General features: G+C 66.8%; 16 protein-coding genes and 1 pseudogene. 9 read left to right on the top strand and 8 right to left on the bottom strand.

Annotation, left to right across the window (positions count from 1 at the left end; translation table 11 throughout):
• The first annotated feature begins 24 nt into the window (after positions 1 to 24).
• Positions 25 to 1,245, top strand: a complete 1,221-nt coding sequence (locus tag BVC93_RS14305) for an MFS transporter (protein ID WP_442929086.1) — start codon at positions 25 to 27, stop codon at positions 1,243 to 1,245.
• On the opposite strand, the gene BVC93_RS14300 is transcribed toward BVC93_RS14305, so the two are convergent.
• Together BVC93_RS14300 and BVC93_RS14295 are read right to left on the bottom strand one after the other, a co-directional pair.
• Positions 1,238 to 2,113 (bottom strand): rhomboid family intramembrane serine protease, encoded by an 876-nt coding sequence (locus BVC93_RS14300; protein WP_083738046.1) that lies wholly within the window; start codon positions 2,111 to 2,113, stop codon positions 1,238 to 1,240. The genes BVC93_RS14305 and BVC93_RS14300 overlap by 8 nt on opposite strands.
• A 10-nt stretch (positions 2,114 to 2,123) precedes the next feature.
• Positions 2,124 to 3,860, bottom strand: coding sequence for a glycoside hydrolase family 3 protein (locus BVC93_RS14295; protein ID WP_197687554.1), 1,737 nt, complete (start codon positions 3,858 to 3,860; stop codon positions 2,124 to 2,126).
• A gap of 44 nt (positions 3,861 to 3,904) precedes the next feature.
• Between BVC93_RS14295 and BVC93_RS14290 the strand changes: the two genes are divergently transcribed.
• Complete coding sequence (locus BVC93_RS14290) at positions 3,905 to 4,531, top strand: TetR/AcrR family transcriptional regulator (protein ID WP_083738045.1); 627 nt, start codon at positions 3,905 to 3,907, stop codon at positions 4,529 to 4,531.
• A 33-nt stretch (positions 4,532 to 4,564) separates the two neighbouring features.
• On the opposite strand, the gene BVC93_RS14285 is transcribed toward BVC93_RS14290, so the two are convergent.
• Entirely contained in the window at positions 4,565 to 6,844 is a 2,280-nt protein-coding gene (locus BVC93_RS14285) for an MMPL family transporter (protein ID WP_083738044.1), read from the bottom strand.
• Positions 6,845 to 6,962: 118 nt separating this feature from the next.
• Between BVC93_RS14285 and BVC93_RS14280 the strand changes: the two genes are divergently transcribed.
• Positions 6,963 to 7,559, top strand: coding sequence for a TetR/AcrR family transcriptional regulator (locus tag BVC93_RS14280; RefSeq protein WP_083741046.1), 597 nt, complete (start codon positions 6,963 to 6,965; stop codon positions 7,557 to 7,559).
• A gap of 30 nt (positions 7,560 to 7,589) precedes the next feature.
• Here BVC93_RS14280 and BVC93_RS14275 read toward each other — a convergent pair whose 3' ends face one another.
• On the bottom strand, positions 7,590 to 8,696 hold the full coding sequence (locus BVC93_RS14275; protein WP_157516918.1) for a GGDEF domain-containing protein: 1,107 nt from the start codon (positions 8,694 to 8,696) through the stop codon (positions 7,590 to 7,592).
• Positions 8,697 to 8,985: 289 nt separating this feature from the next.
• Here BVC93_RS14275 and BVC93_RS14270 point away from each other — a divergent pair, with 289 nt between their 5' ends.
• From BVC93_RS14270 to BVC93_RS14250, 5 genes are all read left to right on the top strand, one after another.
• Positions 8,986 to 9,705: an HAD family hydrolase gene (locus tag BVC93_RS14270; protein ID WP_083738042.1), complete on the top strand. Its 720-nt coding sequence runs from the start codon at positions 8,986 to 8,988 to the stop codon at positions 9,703 to 9,705.
• A 51-nt stretch (positions 9,706 to 9,756) separates the two neighbouring features.
• Positions 9,757 to 10,224, top strand: coding sequence for a hypothetical protein (locus BVC93_RS14265; protein ID WP_083738041.1), 468 nt, complete (start codon positions 9,757 to 9,759; stop codon positions 10,222 to 10,224).
• The gene (gene lipE / locus BVC93_RS14260; protein WP_083738040.1) at positions 10,224 to 11,459 is read left to right on the top strand and encodes a lipase LipE; all 1,236 of its coding nucleotides are present in this window, start codon (positions 10,224 to 10,226) and stop codon (positions 11,457 to 11,459) included. Before BVC93_RS14265 ends, lipE begins: the two co-directional genes overlap by 1 nt.
• A gap of 63 nt (positions 11,460 to 11,522) precedes the next feature.
• Positions 11,523 to 12,716, top strand: a complete 1,194-nt coding sequence (locus tag BVC93_RS14255) for an acyl-CoA dehydrogenase family protein (RefSeq protein WP_083738039.1) — start codon at positions 11,523 to 11,525, stop codon at positions 12,714 to 12,716.
• On the top strand, positions 12,709 to 13,845 hold the full coding sequence (locus tag BVC93_RS14250) for an acyl-CoA dehydrogenase family protein (RefSeq protein WP_083738038.1): 1,137 nt from the start codon (positions 12,709 to 12,711) through the stop codon (positions 13,843 to 13,845). Before BVC93_RS14255 ends, BVC93_RS14250 begins: the two co-directional genes overlap by 8 nt.
• Here the strand turns inward: BVC93_RS14250 and BVC93_RS14245 are convergent.
• Entirely contained in the window at positions 13,842 to 14,963 is a 1,122-nt protein-coding gene (locus tag BVC93_RS14245) for an FAD-dependent oxidoreductase (protein ID WP_083738037.1), read from the bottom strand. The two genes, BVC93_RS14250 and BVC93_RS14245, sit on opposite strands and share 4 nt — an antisense overlap.
• Positions 14,960 to 15,851: pseudogene (locus BVC93_RS14240) on the bottom strand (DUF1295 domain-containing protein). The gene BVC93_RS14245 and the pseudogene BVC93_RS14240 overlap by 4 nt, the downstream one beginning before the upstream one ends.
• A 198-nt stretch (positions 15,852 to 16,049) precedes the next feature.
• Here BVC93_RS14240 and BVC93_RS14235 point away from each other — a divergent pair.
• Positions 16,050 to 16,772 (top strand): VTT domain-containing protein, encoded by a 723-nt coding sequence (locus BVC93_RS14235; protein WP_083738036.1) that lies wholly within the window; start codon positions 16,050 to 16,052, stop codon positions 16,770 to 16,772.
• On the opposite strand, the gene BVC93_RS14230 is transcribed toward BVC93_RS14235, so the two are convergent.
• Together BVC93_RS14230 and BVC93_RS14225 are read right to left on the bottom strand one after the other, a co-directional pair.
• Complete coding sequence (locus BVC93_RS14230; RefSeq protein WP_083738035.1) at positions 16,666 to 17,913, bottom strand: mechanosensitive ion channel family protein; 1,248 nt, start codon at positions 17,911 to 17,913, stop codon at positions 16,666 to 16,668. The two genes, BVC93_RS14235 and BVC93_RS14230, sit on opposite strands and share 107 nt — an antisense overlap.
• Before the next feature lie 142 nt (positions 17,914 to 18,055).
• Positions 18,056 to 18,688, bottom strand: coding sequence for a TetR family transcriptional regulator (locus tag BVC93_RS14225; RefSeq protein ID WP_192860323.1), 633 nt, complete (start codon positions 18,686 to 18,688; stop codon positions 18,056 to 18,058).
• Positions 18,689 to 18,849 lie beyond the last annotated feature (161 nt).

The raw sequence follows: 18,849 nt of genomic DNA, 5'->3' as shown, positions 1-18,849 counted from the left end.
CTCCTTAGCGTGGACCGGGTGTCCATCGAGATCCAGCCGTCGGGCAGCCCGGACTGGGCAGGCCACGCGCGTGGATCCAGCGATTACCGGCGGCTGCTGGCCGCGTTGTTCTGCGCCGGCGTCGCGACCTTCGCCCAGCTCTACTCTCTGCAGGGCGTGTTGCCCCAGCTCGCCGAGCACTACAAGATCGGGGCGGCCGACGCGGCGCTGACGGTTTCACTGGCCACCACGGGCCTGGCCATCTCGGTGATTCCCTGGTCGATGGTCGCCGACCGGGTGGGCCGCGTGCGGGCCATGACGATCTCGGTGACGGCAGCCACCGTTGCGGGGTTGCTGGTGGCGTTGGCGCCGACCTATCCCGTGCTGCTGGCGGGTCGCTTCGTCGAGGGCATCGCCCTCGGCGGGGTGCCCGCTGTCGCCATCGCCTACCTGACCGAGGAGGTGGAACGGCGTCACTCCGCGCGGGCGGCCGGCATCTATGTCGCGGGCACCACCATCGGCGGGCTGCTGGGCCGGGTGGTCGCGGGCCCCATCGCCGAGACCGTGCACTGGCGCGTGGGGGTGTTTGTGGTCGCGGTGCTGTGTGCGTTGGCCGCGGCAGGCTTCATCGCCCTGGCTCCGCGGCCGCGTGGCTTTGTGCCGTCGTCGGCACGCGGCGTGTTGCACCGGCTGGCCGTCAATCTGCGCTCACCACGACAGCTGGCGCTCTACGCTCAGGCGTTTTTGCTGATGGGCGGCTTTGTCGCGCTGTACAACTTCCTGGGCTTCCGGCTCGTGGCCGCTCCGTTCAACCTGCCGGAACATCTGGTCAGCCTGGTCTTCGTGGCGTACCTGGCGGGAACCTGGGCGTCGTCGCGCGCCGGTGCGGAAGCCACCCGGTTCGGACGACGACGGGTGCTGCTGGTGTCGGTGACACTGATGGCGGCCGGGGTGGTGATGACGCTGTCGCCCCAGCTGCTGGTGGTGCTGACCGGACTGGTGGTGGCCACCATCGGATTCTTCGGAGCGCACGCCATCGCGTCCGGGTGGACGGCAGCCGACGCCGGGACCGGCAAAGCGCAGGCATCGTCGCTGTACAACCTGGCCTACTACGGTGGGTCCAGCCTGGTGGGCTGGTTCGGTGGCGTGGCCTTCGACTCCCACGGCTGGCCGGCCCTGGCCGCGACAGTGCTGAGCCTGGTACTGCTGGCGACGGCCATTGCCGCGACGGTGCTACGACAGCGACCTGCGCCGTCGCTCAGGTGATGCCGAACTGGGCGTAGAGAGCCTGCGTTCGCCAGACGATCAGCACGATGAACACGGCTAACAGGGCGACGATCAGGCCTGACTGGACCAGGCTCTGACGCTGCCGGGGTGCATAGACGAAGGCCGCCGTCACCAGTGCGCCGGTGAGCAGCCCGCCGAGGTGGCCCTGCCAGCTGATGTTCTGCGAACTGATCAGCGGCACAATCAGGGTGAAGGCCACGTTCAGCCCGATCACCGCGAGCACGGGACGTAGATCCAGGTTCATCTTCTTGGCCACCACAAACGTGGCGCCGAACAGGCCGTAGATGGCACCCGAGGCCCCGGCAGTGCCGGAGTTCAGCGGCGACAGCAGATACACCACGACGGATCCGCCGATGGCGCTCGCCCCGTACAGCACGCTGAATCGCAGCCTGCCGAGCATCTGCTCCAGCTGGGGGCCCATGACGTAGAGCACCAGCATGTTGAACAGGATGTGCATGACGCCGTAGTGCAGGAACGCCGAGGTGACGAGGCGGTACCACTCGCCGTCGGCGACGGCGGGCGGCCACAGCACCAGGCTGGACTGGAAGTCCGGGATGGCCATCTGCAGTACAAAGGCCACCAGGTTGACCGCGATCAGCGTGTAGGTGACCACCGGCACGGTGCCGTTGGGGCGCAACCCGCCGAACTGCCCGCGGACCTGCCGGACTTCTCTGTTGCCCTCGTTCACGCACTCGACGCACTGGTGCCCGACGGCTGCCGAGCGCATGCACTCACCACAGATGAAGCGACCGCAGCGGTTGCACCGGACGTACGTCTGCCGGTCCGGGTGGCGGTAACAGGTGGGAACTTCGGTGGGCGGCGGCGGTGGTGTGCCGGGATAGCTCATCGGCCAGCTCTCATGCCGGCGATTCTAGTGATCCCCCATACCGCAGTCCGTGGCCGAATCGGAAGACCGGTGCCTCGGTGTCGAAGGCGACGTCAGTGCGGGCCGCGGCGACGGCCGCATCCGAGCGGGGCAGGTCGAACGGCAGTCGGCCATGTGGACCGGATTTGCCGAACAGCACGTCCAGTAAGGCGTTTTCGCCGATGCCATAGTTCACCAGCAGCGCTGCCGCGGTGTCGACGAACGGGGTGAGGACCGCGGGCCGGTCCAGGTAGACGTCGACGACGGCGGGGACCGTGGCGCTGATCCGACGCACCCGCTCGATGTCGGCGGCAGCGAACTCCAGTGTGCCGTGGTGGAACAGCTGCGCCAGCATGCCTTCACCCGGTGGGTCGAACGGGGCCTTGAGTCGCAGCAGAGCGATGTCGGCCTCGTCCGGCGATCCTACCGGGGTGGCGTATCGACGCACCGCGTCATCGGCGAGGTCCGGGGCGAACAGCTTGATACCCCGCTGCAGCGGCAACACCTTGTTGGTCAGCAGGGTCAGCGAGTCCTTCTGCGCCTGTACCCCCGCGGCAACAAAATCGGCGCGGCCCACGGTCTCGGCGGCCACGCCCTCGTCGACGAACGGGTTGTCGAACAACCCGAGGGCGAACTTCACCCGCAGCAGCCGCCGAGCGGACTCGTCGATTCTCTGCTCGCTGACCCGGCCGGACTGCACCAGCTCCAGCAGCACCTCCGGACAATGCTCTCCACCGAACTGGTCCACCCCTGCGTCGAGCACCCGCAGCATCCGCTCCTCGCGGCTCAGGTGCTCCACACCCCAGGCCCTGGCGGTGCCGAGATCGCCGAGGTCCGGGTTGTCGGTGATCAGTCCCCAGTCGGTACACACCACACCGTCGAACCCCAGCTCCTGCCGCAGCAATGTGGTGACCACCGACCGGTTGAAGCCGAAACCGACCTCCTCCCAATCGGTTCCGATGGGCATGCCGTAGTACGGCATCACCTCGGCGGCGCCGGCGTCAAGCACCGCCCGGAACGGCCGCAGGTGGTATTCGAGGTTGCCGCCCGGGTAGACCTGCTCGCGGCCCCACGGGAAGTGCGGGTCGTTGCCGTCGAGTTGGGGACCGCCACCCGGGAAGTGTTTGACCATGGCCGCCACCGACCCGGCGCCCAGCTGTTGGCCCTGCAAACCCTGCACGTACGCCACCGCCAACCTGGAGGTGAGATCGGCGTCTTCGCCGAAGGTGCCGTTGATCCGCGACCACCGGGGTTCGGTGGCGAGGTCTATTTGGGGATGCAGCGCCACCCGGATGCCGACGGCCAGGTACTCCTGGCGCACGATGTCGGCGAAGTCCCGGATGCGTTCGGGAGCACCGATGGCCGCCAGACCCAACGTCTCCGGCCACTGCGAATACGCGCCCGCCATCATCTGCGCGGCATAGTTGTCGACAAAATGGTGCCGCGGGTCGGTCGAGAAGGTCACCGGGACGCCATGTGGACGCGCGGCGGCCTGCTGCTGAATCTGGTTGTGCCACTGCGCAAATTCCCGCCCCTGCGGTGCCGCGCCCAGCAGGTTGAAGTGGGTCATGCCTTTGTCCAGCAGGGCCGCCACGGTGGGCAGTCCGAACGTAGCCAGCCGATCGCCCAGCTCGCCGATGCCGACCATGGTGTGGAACATCAGCCCGACCTTGGCAGGCAGATCCAGGTGGGTGAGCAATTCGTCGGCACGTTGCTGCGGGGTGGCCATGCATCCACGGTGCCTGACCTTTCCAATCCCTGCAAACTTGCAGAATGAGGAAGCTCGTGCTCTACAGTGGCGCAATGGCGCGCGTGGGATTGCGGGAGCAGAAGAAAGCCGAGACCCGAGCCGCACTGAGCAAGGCGGCCTTGGACCTCGCCGGACAGCACGGCCTGGACGCGGTCACCGTCGACGCCATCGCCGAACGTGCCCACGTGTCCGCCCGTACGTTCAGAAACTATTTCTCCAGCAAGGAGGACGCCATTCTGGCGTTGCTCGAGGACGTCCACCGCCAGGTGGCCGACACTCTCGCGCTCCGCGACCCCGACGAACACGTACTGGACTCCCTGGCCGCCGCGGTGAGCGAACTGGTGTCCTCCGCCGATGCGGTGGACCGCACCGTCAGCGTGGTGCGACTGGTGAGCCAATATCCCTCGCTGATCGCCAGGACCATGGTGGCCCACGACGCGATGACGGCGCGCATGGTCGCCGAGATCGCCAGGCGCACCGGCACCGATCCGCACACCGACCTCTACCCGCGCCTGGTCTACCACGCCTGCAGCGCCGTCACGGCCGCCATCGTGGAGATGCTGGCCGAGTCGCCGCCTCCGACTGAATCAGCAGAAGCACTGGTGCACAGAGGATTTGCTCAGCTGCGCAACGGCCTGGCTGGCCCATGACGGCCGCCCACTCGGCACGCCGGGTCGTCGAACTCAAGTAGTGGCCGCCAGCTCCCGGTTGAGCTTGTCGCCTTCGATGTCGAGATCGGGCAGCCTCCGGTCCAACCGCTTCGGCAGCCACCAGGCACGGTCGCCCAACAGCGACATCACCGCGGGCACCATCGTCATCCGCACCACGAAGGCGTCGATGAAAACGCCGAAGGCCAAGGCGAATCCGATCTGTTTGATCATCGGGTCCGCATTGAACACGAAGCCCGCGAAGACCGCCATCATGATCACCGCCGCGGCCGTCACCACCCGGGCGGCCTGGGTGAAGCCATGGGCCACGGCGTCGTCGCCATGCAGTCCGTGCACGTGCGCTTCCTTCATCGACGACACCAGGAACACCTGGTAGTCCATCGCCAGGCCGTAGAGCACGCCAGTCACGATGATGGGCAGCAGGCTCATGATCGGCCCGGTGGCGCTGAGCCCGAACAGCTGCTGTAACCAGCCCCATTGGAATACCGCGGTCGTCGCGCCGAAAGTGGCCAGGATGCTGAGCAGGAAGCCGACGGTGGCCTTCACCGGCACTGCGATCGAGCGGAACACCAGGGTGAGCACCAGCAGCGAAAGACCCACCACCACACCGATGTACAGCGGAATAGCGGCGGCAATCCGGTCTGAGATGTCGATACCCATGGCGGTGATGCCGGTGACGCCGAGGTCGATGTCGGTGGCATCGGCCAGCGGCCCCGCATGGTCGCGAATGGCGCGGACCAGATCGGCAGTCGCCTCGTCGGTGGGGCCTGCGGTGGGCACCACGGAGAAGACAGCCTTGTCCGATCCGTCCGACACCAGCTGCATGGTGACCGCCTGCACGCCGTCGAGGAGACGCAGGTCGGTGTAGACCTCGGCGATCTCCGCCTGGGTCAGCGCGTACTTTTCGGCCACCACCAGCAGCGGGCCGTTGAACCCGTCGCCATAGTGCTCGGCCACCACGTCGTAGCTGGCCCGCTGAGAAGTGCCCTCGTTGTAGCCGGAGCCGGCGGGCAGACCGAGGTGCATGCCGAGGGCAGGGATGGCGAGGACAGCGGTCAGCGCAATGCCGGCGATCACCACCGGGACACGGTGCCGCAGCACCGCTCCCACCCAGGCCGTCGCAAAGCGGTGGTTGCCCGCAACAGAGATCTGGGTGCGTGCCTTGGCCGAGCAGATGCGTTCGCCGACCAGGCCCAGCAACGCGGGCAGGATGGTCAGCGCGGCCAGCACGGCCACCAGCACAGTGAACGCAGCGGCCAGCGCCATGGTGGTGAGCAGCGGAATGCCCGCCACCGACAGGGCGACCAGCGCGATCACCACCGTCGTACCGGCGAACACCACGGCGCTGCCGGACGTACCCACCGCACGCGCGGCCGCGTCGGCGGCGCTGTGGCCGTGGTCGAGGATCAGGCGACGCTGCCGGTTGACGATGAACATGGCGTAGTCGATGCCGACGGCCAGGCCCAGCATGATGGCGAGCACCGCGGTGATGGACTGCATGACGAAGACATGTGAGAGCAGGAACGTGCCACCGACACCGACCGCCACCGATGTCAGCGCGGTCGCCAGCGGCAACCCCGCGGCCACCAGGGAACCGAGGGTGATGACGAGCACCAGCGCGGCCACCATGACGCCGACGACCTCACCTGCACCGATGATCTCCGGCAGCTGTGCCATGGACGCCGACGGCAACACCTGCAGGCCGGTGGCGGCGGCGGTGGCCTGATCGACGACGTGCTCCACCGCACCGGTGGGCAGGTCGTTGGTCTGCTTGTCGAACTGGAACTGGAACAGGGCGGTCTGGCCGTCGGCCGAGACTACGAGCCCGGGCACCGGTTGACCGTCGATGGTCAGCGGCGCCGGTGCATTGGCCGGCGGCGGCAGCTGGTGCTGGACGCGTTCGATGGCCGCGCCCGCTGTCAACGTCGGGCTGGCGGCGCCTTTGGCGAGCTCCTCCTGTGCCGCCGCGCGCGGGTCGAGGACGTGCTCGGCGTGGGACACCGCATCCACCGCCGACATCAGAGCCGCGAGGTTGGCGCCGTGGTCGATGCGCTGACCGTCAGGAGCGACGAAGGCGATCATGCCCTGACCGCCGGACATCTCGGGCAGGTCGGTGGCCAGCTGGTCGATGACCTCCTGCGCAGGCGTGCCGTTGATCCGCATCTCGTTGGAGATCTTGGGGGGATTGACCAGCAACAGGCCGGCGACAACGGCGATCAACGCCAGCCAGACACCCAGTACAGCCCACGGGCGGGCGTACGCGAAGCGCCCCAGGCGATGAAGGAAGGTCGACATGCAACTGAGAGTAGGCTCCCAATATGGGAGTGGGCTATCATTTGTCGTCGACGCCACCGTGGCCTGACAGGATGACGCGGACCACAATTCGGGAAGGCACTGCACTGTGGAGAACACCGTGACCGAGACCGCGCCCCAGGCGCCGCCGGCCAAGCGTCGCCGCGCGGATGCCTTCGCCAACGTCAACCGCATTGTCGAGGCGGCCAAGGACGTCTTCTCGGCACACGGCGACTCGGCCACGCTCACCGACGTCGCCGCCAGGGCCGGCGTCGGCAACGCCACGCTGTACCGCCACTTTCCCAACCGGCAGGCGCTGGCGGCCGCCGTCTACGAGGACATCTTCCTCACCGAGGTGCAGCCGGTGATCACCGCGCTGGTGGAAAGCGATGCCCCGCGCGAATCCTTCCTCGACGTCATCGAGCGGCTCACCGACGTCATGGTGCAACAGCGGCCCCTGCTGTCCTCGCTCGACCAACTGTCCGAACTCACCGTCACACTGTTTCGCCGCAACCAGGACTTGGTCGAGGCAGTAGTCGAGCGCGGCCAGCAGAAAGGCGAGCTGCGCCTGGACATCACCGCCGACGATGTGACCAACTTCGTGGCGATGGTCACCACGGCCACGGTGGCACTCAACCAGCCGGCCGAACTCCGCCGCCGCTATCTGAGCCTGATGGCCGATGCCCTGAACCCTGCTGGGGCTCAACCACTTCCGTAGCGAATTGTCTGAATCTCAGACGCAGCAGAACTAGAGCAGCTCTGTTGCATTACCGCCGTTGCGTTTCGCGATGAACATCGCCTGGTCAGCCCGCTCGATGGTGGCATCGAGCAACGCAGCAGGATCACCGCCTGGGGCAACAAAGTTGGCGACAGCCACGCCGGTCACGCCGACGCTTGCGGTGATGGCGTAGTCGGTCTGAGCGGCGATTGCCAGTCTGACGCGATCGAGGTCGTGATGGGCCCGCCAGCCCGAAGCCAGGTCGACGACAACAAATTCTTCGCCGCCTACCCGCGCTACCAGCGCAGTTCCCCGCACTGAGGACTTGATGCGCCGCGCGGTGCCTATCAGAACCCCGTCGCCCACCGTGTGTCCGAAGTTGTCATTGATCACCTTGAAGCGATCCAGGTCGATGACCATCACGGTCACCTCGGCCTCCGTTGTGGTGACATTGTGCAGGAGGTCGGCAAACTGCATGTGCAGGCCGCGCCGGTTGAGCAGACCGGTCAGCGGATCGCTGATGGACTCATTGGCGTCCTTGCGAAGAGCCCAGATCGCGGCTTGTATGCCCAGGGGTGTCCCGACGATGAGCGCCACCGGAAGCAGTGTCATTGCAGCGAATCCGGCAACATCGAACTGCGCGGCAAGGCCGATCCGAATGGCCAGGGCTGCCGTTGTCGCAAGAATCCACGTTATGTGCGCCACAAGCGCTTTGGGGCCCTCGAAGAAGATCAGGTACACCGAGAGCATGGTGTAGAAGCTCAACCCGAACAGGCCTGTCGCCCAACTCGCATCGAGCAGGACCATCACGGTGATCGCGATGTCGGCGGTGGCGACGAACGCACCCGACGCCCACCGCGGCGGCCAAGGGCCGCGACACCAAACCCACGCCCAGAAGAGCTGTAACGCGACAAACACCGCAACGGCAAACCGCGACCCCGAGTTGGTGGCGGAAGGCAGCAAGACAACGGCTGAGATCACCGCGTTCAGGCCCGTTCCCAGGCCGATGAGCACCTGGACCGCCGTCGCGATTGACCGCTTGCTGAAGTACTGCACCTGTGCGGCATAGTCGACCGGCTCGCTCCACCAGTCGTGGACGAGGCGGCCGAACAGCGCCACACTTCTCGAGTACTCCACTCGCCACTCCCGTCAGCGGCAACAGAACCAACATCGGCCAGCTCGGTTGGCCGGCAAACCGAGTCCGTCTGGCCAGCAACCAACTATAGGACCCAGCTCCGCCCTATAGATTCATCAGTAATCCCTGCTCGATGCGCTGACGCTCATCCCGCGTTTCCAGACGACGGGCAGCCTTTGCGATGTGAAGCAATTGGCAAGCATCTTTGGCAAACGAACTGACGCAGTCTCGGCTGCCTTTGGCGATCGACGGTAGTCTGGGCAACCTCGTCATCTGCCGGAGGATCAGCCCATGGAATCCGCGACGGACGCGGTCTCCGAGGGACCGCAAGGCCCACACGTCGGCGCGTTTTTCGACGTCGACGGCACACTGGTGGACGGGTTCACCGCGGTGCCGCACGCGGGGCATCGCATCAAGCGGCGGCAAGCCAGAATCGGCGAAGTACTCGGCATCGTGGAGGCCGCCACCCGGTATCGCCTGGGCCGCATGGAGTTCGAACGCCTGGTGGTACGCGCAGCCGGATACCTGCGAGGTGAATCGCTGGCCGACTTGGACGTGTTGGGCGCTGACCTGTTCACCCGACGCATCGAGTCCAGGATGTTCCCGCAGATGCGCGACGTCGTCGCCGCACACCAACGGCGAGGCCACACGGTCGTGATCCTGACCTCGGCGCTCAACATCCACATCGATGCCCTGGCGCGGTCGCTCGGCATCACCCACGTGCTCTGCAACCACTTCGCGGTGGATGCCGACGGCCGGCTCACCGGCGACATCAAAAGACCCATCATCTGGGGCACCCGCAAAGCCGAGGCGCTGCTGACGTTCAGCGAGCAGCATCAACTGGAACTTCAGTCGAGCTACTTCTACTCCGACGGCGAGGAGGATCTGCCGTCGATGCGGTTGGTGGGCAATCCGCGCCCGGTGAACCCGCGCCGGACGCTGGCGGCTACCGCTGCCGACGCGGGGTGGCCCGTGCTGCGGGTGAGCACCGCCACCTCTCGCGGCGCCTAGAGCGGTGTCTTCTCTCAGTTAGCTCGTCTACCCTTGTCGGTTGTGTGGAGAATGAAATCGGCGGCATCGCTATCGGCACTGGCGCTCGTGGGTCTGTGTGCGGCCGGCACCGCATACGCCGAACCCCAGCCCACACCCGCTCCGGATGGGCCGAAGACCAGCATCGATTCCGGGGGCACCTATGCCGTGGGCACCGACATCGCTCCTGGCACCTGGCAGACTGCCGGTCCCGTCGAAGGCGACGCCTGCTACTGGAAGCGCGTCGGCGGCGACGAGATCCTGGACAACGCCATGAGCAAGAAGGCTCAAGCCGTGCAGATCGAGGCCACCGACACCACCTTCACCACCAACGGCTGCCAGCCGTGGCAGAAGACCGACTGCGCTCCTGGCTGCCTGCCCGCCCCCGCGTCCCCTCTGGATGTGTTGAGCCAGCTGGGACGGGTTCTGACCGGTCCCAAGACGCCGCCCGCGCCGTCGGCTCCCGCACCCGCAGAAGCCCCCGCCACACCCACTCCCTGATGACTGCCGACGGTCGGATCGCCGTACCGGCCGACCTGGACTCCGTCACCGATACCGGCGACGAGCACCCGGGCAGCCTCCACCCGGATGCACTGAATCGCATCTGGTCGGCAGCCCGATACTGGTACGCCGCGGGGATGCATCCGGCCATCCAGGTGTGCCTGCGTCATCGCGGCCGGGTGGTGCTCAACCGCGCCATCGGCCACGGCTGGGGCAACGGCCCCGCCGACCAACCCGGTGCCGAGAAGATCCCCGTCACCACCGCCACGCCGTTCTGCGTCTACTCCGCCGCCAAGGCCATCACCACCACGGTGGTGCACATGCTCGTCGAGCGCGGCGAATTCTCCCTCGACGACCGGGTGTGTGACTACCTGCCGACCTACACCAGCCACGGCAAAGATCGCACCACCATCCGGCACGTGATGACCCACAGTGCCGGGGTGCCGTTCGCCACCGGTCCGCGGGTGGACCTCAAGCGCATGAATGACAGCGAGTACGCCCGCGAGATGCTGGGCAAGCTCAAACCCGTCTACCGGCCCGGCCTGGTGCACATCTACCACGGGCTGACGTGGGGACCGCTGATGCGTGAGATCGTCTCGGCCGCCACCGGACGCGACATCCGCGAGATCCTGGCCACCGAAATCCTGGATCCCCTCGGTTTCCGCTGGACCAACTACGGTGTGGCACCGGACGATGTCCCACTCGTGGCGCCCAGCCATGTCACCGGCAAACCGCTGCCCGCACCGATTGCCAAGGCGTTCAAGATCGCTGTCGGCGGCACGCCGCAGCGCATCATCCCGTTCTCCAACACGCGTGAGTTCCTCACCAGCGTCATCCCGTCGTCGAGCACTGTGTCCAATGCCTGCGAGCTGTCCCGGTTCGCCGAGATCTTGGTCCGCGGAGGCGAACTCGACGGGGTTGAGGTGCTCTCGCCGCAGACCTTGCGCGCCGCCAGCGCCGAAGCCCGACGCCTGCGTCCCGACTTGGCCGTCGGGCTGAAGCCGATGCGTTGGGGCACCGGATACATGTTGGGCTCCAAGCGGTTCGGGCCGTTCGGTCGTGACGCCGCTGCAGCCTTCGGGCACACCGGGCTGACCGACATCGCAGTGTGGGCCGACCCTTCCCGCGATCTGGCCGCCGCAGTGGTCAGCAGCGGCAAGCCCAGCGGGCACCCCGAAGCGGGCAGGTACACCGCGCTACTCGACACCATCGCCCGCGAGATCCCGCTCCGCTGAGCTCGCGACGAGAACAGCGACCCCGGCGAAAGTTGACGCAAGTCAATTTCCTATGGTGGCGTGATGAGCACCACATCTGACGAGGAGCGGGTCGCCGAGTTGGCCCGCGGGGTGGTGGCCGAGCACCACCCCAAGTCCGTCCCGGTCCAGGAGTTTCTCGGCGCATGCTTCGACGCCGGCCTGTCCTGGGTGCACTTCCCGCAGGGCCAGGGCGGCCTCGGGGTGTCGCGGGGGCTACAGGCCGTGGCCGACCGCATCCTGCAGGGCGCCGGCGGCCCGGTCCCGCTGGGGCTCAATCCGATGGGCTACGGGATGGCGGCGCCGACGGTCCGTGAGCACGCTCAGACCGACGAGGTGAAACAGCGGCTACTGCGGCCACTGGCCACCACCGAGCACATCTGGTGCCAGCTGTTCTCCGAGCCGGGTGCGGGCTCGGACCTGGCCGGTTTGGCGACGTCCGCGGTGAAGGACGGGGACGACTGGGTGATCAACGGTCAGAAGGTGTGGACGTCGCTGGCCCACCGCGCCCGCTGGGGGCTGCTGCTGGCCCGCACCGACCCGGACCTGCCCAAGCACAAGGGGCTGACGTACTTCGTCATCGACATGCACTCCCCCGGTGTCGAGACCCGCCCGCTGCGGCAGATGACCGGGCAGGCCGAGTTCAACGAGGTCTACTTCACCGACGCCCGCATCCCGGACACCATGCGCCTCGGCGCCGTGAACGACGGCTGGCGCGTCGCGATGACCACCCTGATGAACGAGCGCAGCGCCCTGGGCGGCAGCGGAACACGCCGCGGAGCAGGCACCATCGCCGACGCCACCGCGCTGTGGGCGTCGCGTCCCGACCTGCAGACCCCGGTGCTGCGTGACCGGCTCACCCAGCTGTGGTTGCGCGCAGAGGCGCAGCGGCTGACCTCGGAGCGCTCGCGGGCCTCGGCCGGCGTGGGCGGACCCGGTCCCGAAGGGTCCATCGGCAAGCTGGTGGGCGCCGAGCTGAACCAGCATATCTACCAGTGGTGCATGGATCTGCTTGGCGCAGAAGGGGTTCTGTACCACACCTACGACCTGCTACACGAGGACGACCAGGCGGACTGGCGCGGCCCGGTGCAACAGCGGTTCCTGCGTAGCCGAGCCAACACCATCGAGGGTGGCACCTCGGACGTCATGCGCAACATCCTGGGTGAGCGGGTGCTGGGGCTGCCCGGTGATCTGCGCGCCGATGCCGGTATGCCCTGGAAGGAGATCCCCCGTGGCTGAGTACGTCTTTTCCGAAGAGCAACAGGAGCTGCGCCAAGCGGTCCGCAAGTTCTGCGGCGACAACTTCGACGAGCAGACGGTGCGCCGACTCATGGAGTCGACACCACGATTCGACCTCAAGGTGTGGCAACGCCTGGGCACCGAACTCGGGGTGCTCGGTCTGTCGGCCCCCGAAGATCAGGGCGGCGCCGGCGGCACGCTGGTCGACCAGGCGGTGGCTGTCGAGGAAATGGGCGCGGCGCTGGCCTGCGGTCCGCTGTTCGGCACCGTCTTCCTGTCGATTCCGGCGTTGGTGGCCGCCCCCGCCTCACCGGAACGCGATGCGTTGCTGGCCGATCTGGTGGAAGGCCGCCGCACCGCGGCCTTCGCTATCGCCGATCGCGCAGCCACATTGGACTCCACAACAGTCACCTCCGACGGCGCAACCGTCTCGGGCACCGTCGAGCGCGTAGTCGATGCCGGCACGGCCGACGCACTACTGGTTGCCGCGACAGGCCCGGACGGGACAGCGCTGTACACCGTCGACGGCTCGGCCACCGACCGCACCGAGCTGGTCACCCTGGATCTGACCCGTCCGCAGGCGACGGTGCGGTTCGATTCCGCACCAGCGCAATTGATCGCCGGCCCCACCGAGGCGACGCGGGTGATCACCCACGCACTGCAGGTCGGGGCCACACTGCTGGCCGTCGAGCAAGTCGGCATCGCCGCTCACCTGCTGAATCTGGCTGTCGACTACGCCAAGAATCGCCTGCAGTTCGGCAGGCCAATCGGCTCGTTCCAGGCCGTCAAACACCGACTGGCTGACATGCTGGTGGACGCCGAGCATGCCCGCTCCACGGCGTATCACGCGGCGTGGGCGCTGTCCGACGGCAGCGACGACGCCGAGTTGTCGGCCGCCATCGCGCAGGCAACATGCTCGGCCGCGGCGGCCAGGATCGCCGCCGACACCGTGCAGGTGCTCGGCGGTATCGGATTCACCTGGGAACACCAGACGCATCTGTACTTCAAGCGGGCGGCCACCGATGCGGCGTTACTGGGTTCAGCCGAGCAGCACCGGGACCGCGTGGCGGCGATGGTATTGGATACAGCTGCGGCAGAACGGGTTCCGCGGGTTGCCACAGGCGCTTAGGAGCGCGTTGGTCCGCGGATGCCGCGGTAGATTCCGCGGCGCACGATCCACGGCTGCAGAATGCGGTCTATCGACCAGGCCGGGAAGCGGAATCTGTGCCCGGACGGTGCGAACACCTCGAGGCCGTCCGCCTGCACGCCCAGCACCGACCCCCACTTGCGTTTCGGCGGCCGGTAATCCCGCAACGGCTTTTCGGCAAACCACGCAGCTACGTTGTGCGCCAACAGTTTGTCGGCGCGGTTGCGTGCTGAGCTGCGCAGCGGATCGGTGGCCGCGACGTCACCGATGGCGAACACCCCGGAGGTCTCGGGTACCTGCAGATCGGGCAGCACCCGCACATAGCCCTGCGCATCCAGCAAGGATGCGGGCAGCCAGTCGGTGTTCGGTGTCACCGCGCCGATGGTCCACAGCACGGCGTCGGCGCGCGCCGGTGGCTGACCGGTGCTCCAGTGCACGGGCTGATCGGTGATCGAGTCGAAGCCGAAGCGCTCGGGGACGACGGCGCGGTGACCGGGATGCAACACGACCCCGCTGTCGACGAGGCGGCGGCGCACCGTGTTCCAGATGCGACGGTGATGCTGGAGCAATGCCCGCTCACCGGGGAAGTACAGATGCACGGTCTTCTGCGGCCACACCGCCGCGAGGTTGGCCGCGCTGCTGACCGCTGCCGCACCGCCACCGAGCACCATCACCGAGTCGGCCGCGGCCAACCGCTGGTGTGCGGCGCGCAGATCCCCGGCGATATCTGAGCCCGTTTGGATGGTGGGCCTACGCCAGAAGCCGTTGGTGACACCGGTGGCGATCACCAGGGCGTCGTAACCGACTGTCACATCGTCGCCGTCGGGCCGGCGGACGGTCACCGAATTCCTGTCGAGATCTGCGCCGGTGAGGGTGCCCTGGATGGTCCGCACCCGGTCCAGGCCGCGGAACCGCTCGAAGGGAATCCAGTAGTCGCGGGCCCAGGCCTCGGGCCGCGCCAGCCTTACTCCGAGCTCTTGGCCGCTGAGCAGTCCCGGTTTCGTCGAGATTCCGATGACGTCGAAGTCTCGGGCCAACCGAATGGCAGTGAGCACTCCGGTGTCACCCAGGCCCGCCACCAGGACGCGGCGCTCGGTCACGCACGCACTTTCCGCGGCGGGCGGGGCACGAACCGGGACACCCGGTTGATGACGTCCTGGTAGTCGGGCCCGCCCCAAACTGCGTTCTTCCATCATCGGGATGCTGGCGCCCAGGAACATGGCCAGCATCGCAACAGCTCCCAGTGACAGCCACCACCAGTCCGCAGGGGCGACCGCGATACCGAAAAGCGCCAACGACAGCCAAAAGGTGAACTCACCGAAGTAGTTGGGGTGGCGCGACCAGGCCCACAGACCGCGGTCCATCACCGCTCCGGGCGCCCTGGACTTGACGAAGCGGTGCATCTGGACATCGGCGGCCAGCTCCAACACCACCGCGGCGATACCGAGCACGAAGGCCAGCACGGTGAGCCATCGGAGATCACCGCCCGGACGGGTCATCACCACGTACACCGGCAGCATCGCCAGGAACACCTGAAGAGTTGGAATGAGGTGAATCGCAACCAGATCGGCCACGAATTCGAGTGCGCCGGCTTTCTCCCTGAACATCGGATAGCGCCAGTCTTCGTGGTGCAGGCCGGGAAACGCGTACACCCAGTTACCGGTGAGCCGGACGGCCCACAAGACCACCACTATGGCGACGAGCCAGCATTGGAGCCGATCGGCTGCCCCATCCCCGCGGATCCACCAGAAGGCAAGTAGCAACGGCGGTATGACACTCCAGAAGGCATCGTAGAAGCTGGAATTCCGGAAGGAACGCGAGAATACGAAGATCACCAGCATGGCCAGCAGGTCCGCCACCAGCGCATCAAGCCACAGTCGACCGGTCTGCGGACCCCAGATCAGCCAACCTGCCGCCACTGCGACGGCCACCGCATAGGCGAACGTGACGATCCACAGCGAGGTCGCCTTGCTACGCACTCCGGTCACCAGCCCCTCGTTCGGATCGGCGAACTGTAACACGTTTCAGTTCGGTGGCAGTCGACAATCGGCCACCTGAATTCCGGTCCTGGAGGCCACTTGCGGTGCTGTGGACCGTCGAAGGAGCAGGCTGACCGCCTGGCTCCATTCGCACGCCGTTTCCTCGTCCGCAATGTGGCACAGGTAGTTTCGCCGGTTGTGACACCCATGGCGTTGCCCGAGGTCATGGATCCGATGTTTTGGCTCGGCGAGCACGGGCCGTTCGCCTCTGCCGTTCTGGTGGGCGTCTTCGTCATCGTCTTCACCGAGACTGGCCTACTGTTCCCGTTCCTGCCCGGCGATACCTTACTTTTCACCGCCGGTCTGATTGCGGCACAGCCACATTCCGCCGTCGATCTGTGGTCGGTGGGGTTGTGCGCAGCGGCAGCGGCCGCCGCGGGCGGGCAGGTCGGCTACTGGCTGGGACGCCGCATCGGCCCGGCGTTGTTCGCCAAACCCGATGCCCGCTTCTTCAAACAGCGTTACCTCACCGAGTCGCACGCCTTCTTCGACAGGCACGGCCCGAAGGCGCTCTTGATCGCCCCGTTCATCGGCGTGGTGCGGACGTTTATCCCGGTGGTGGCCGGCATCGCCGGCATGCGCTACCGGAACTTCGTGCTGTTCAACGTCATCGGCAGCACGCTGTGGGGTATCGGCCTCACCACCGTGGGCTACTTCCTGGGCAATGTCGAGTTCGTGGCACACCATCTGGAACTGATGGTGGTCGCCATCGCGGTGCTGTCCTGCATTCCGGTGATCGTCACCGTCGCGCGGGCCGCAACGATCACCCGTCGTCACCGCGCGGAACTCGGTGGTCGTCGTCGCGTTCGTCGACGGCGACGGTGCTGTCGAATTCACGAGCCCGTTCCTCGGCCTCCCGGCTGCCGCTGAACAAGCCTGCGGCAGCCTTACGTTGGCCGTTGCCGTTCTGGTTGCCGTTGCTGGACCGCACTTCCTGCGGCGGCGCAGACACCATGTCCTCCAACCGCTGATGCGGCAGCGCGCCGCGGTGATGGCGCTGCAGCCATTCCACGAGTCCCTCGCGGACGAAGCACCGCAAATCGAACAGTGACGTGGCATCGGGCGCGCTGACCAGCATTCGAACCCGGACCACACCACCCACCGCGTCGGTGACCTGGACGACGCCCTTGCGGCCGTCCCACAGGTCGCTCTGCTCGAGGCGGCGCTGCAGTTCGACGCGCATGGCGTCCAACGGCACCGTGAAGTCGACGTCGAACTCGACGGTGCCCAACAGTTCGGTGGCGTTGCGGGTCCAGTTCTGGAACGGGGTGGTGGTGAAGTAGGTGGTGGGCAGCACAAGTCGGCGCTGGTCCCACAGCTTCACCACGACGTAGGTGAGGGTGATCTCCTCGATGCGTCCCCACTCGTCTTCCAGCACCACCACGTCACCCACCCGGATGGCATCGGAGAACGCGATCTGCATCCCGGCGAACACGGATCCGAGCGACGTCTGCGCGGCCAGACCGGCGACCACCGACAGCACACCGGCGGAGGCGAACAACGTCGTGCCGATATTGGCGAATGCCGGGAACGTCATCAGCGCAGCCGCGAGGCCGAACAGGACGACGATGGCGATGACCAGGCGGCGCACCGTGGTGACCTGGGTGCGTACCCGCCTGCGCTGCCGGTCGGCGTCGGTCATCTCCTCGTCGCCGCCGCCGAACTTGGCGATCACCCGGCGCTCGACCACCTTGACGAGGCTGGCTACCAACCACGTGACCGCGACTATCAGCAGGATCACCAGGGTGTGGTCAACCCATGCGCGCCAGCTGGCGCCGGGGTCGGCGAACCTACGGATGGCGACGTTGGCTGCCATCACCATCAGCAGGAAGCGGAACGGCGTGCGGGTCAGCAGGGCGACGTCGAGGATGGATGCGCTGCGCCTGCCCAGGCGCCTGAGCAAAAACGGCACCAGCAGGCCCAGCAGGTAGGCAACGGCAATGGCGCCTGCCACCCAGGCGAGGGTCACAGCAAGAGAGGTTGCGGAATCGAGCTCGATTTCTTCGGGCATCGCGGACTCATGGCTCCGATGATCGGGTTCAGGGGTCTGCTTCGACCGTACGGTCGAAAAGGACCGCTGTCGACTCGACGGAATTGACTGCCGTGAGATGGACCACAGTGCGGGTATCTCGACGCTAAAGCGTCAATTCTGCTCAGTTATCTGACATTTCGCGTCGGATGCTGTCCAGGTAGGTCCGCAGATACAACGCGAACAACTCGTCGGGGGTCTGCCCTTCCACCGCCGCCAGCGCCTCGCGCAGCATCGGGTAGCCCGCCCGTTCCGGCGTGGGTCCGTCGCCGCCGACGGCGTAGTGCGCGGCGTTCTCATTGAGAAAGGCGGCACCGATGGTCAACGCCGTCATCCCGTCGACAATCCGCACATGCAGCCGGGCCGGCACACCACACGCCTTGAGGTAGCCGCAGAGCTGTTCGTAGTCGCCGAACATCTCCGCCCGGGGCATGAACTGGACCAGCAGGGGCGCGCATTGGGGGTGGCGGACGATGCGCCGCCGCAGGGCCACGGACTGGGCGATCAGATAATCGGCCCAGTCTCCGCCGGGGATCGGCGCGGCAGGCACCGTGTCGATGGCGGTGACCTCACGTGCGACGGCCTCCAGCAACGCGTTCTTGTCGTCGAAGTAGTGGTACAGCGAGGGGGCCCGGACACCGAGCATGGCGGCCAGTTTGTGCATCGAGAACGTTTCGAGCCCGCCGGCACCGATTAGTGTGATAGCGGTGTCGACCACTTTCTCCCTGGTCAGCAGGGACTTCCGCGGTCGGGCCATGGCTATATATTGCCGCACACGGCAATAACTGCCACCCCGTCGGGCGATCTTTGCCATTCCTCCCGCGCACAGCGTCGCAGGGCACCAACCTATGCACGTTAGGGAGTTGCACCGAAAAGATGGCCCCGGTGCGACAGCCGCCGAGTACATTTAGCGGCTGG

Origin of the sequence: Mycobacterium sp. MS1601 (genome assembly GCF_001984215.1) — a bacterium.
Taxonomy (GTDB): domain Bacteria; phylum Actinomycetota; class Actinomycetes; order Mycobacteriales; family Mycobacteriaceae; genus Mycobacterium.
The sequence above is the reverse complement of the archived record's forward strand: the minus strand, read 5'-3'. Positions and strand labels throughout refer to the sequence as shown.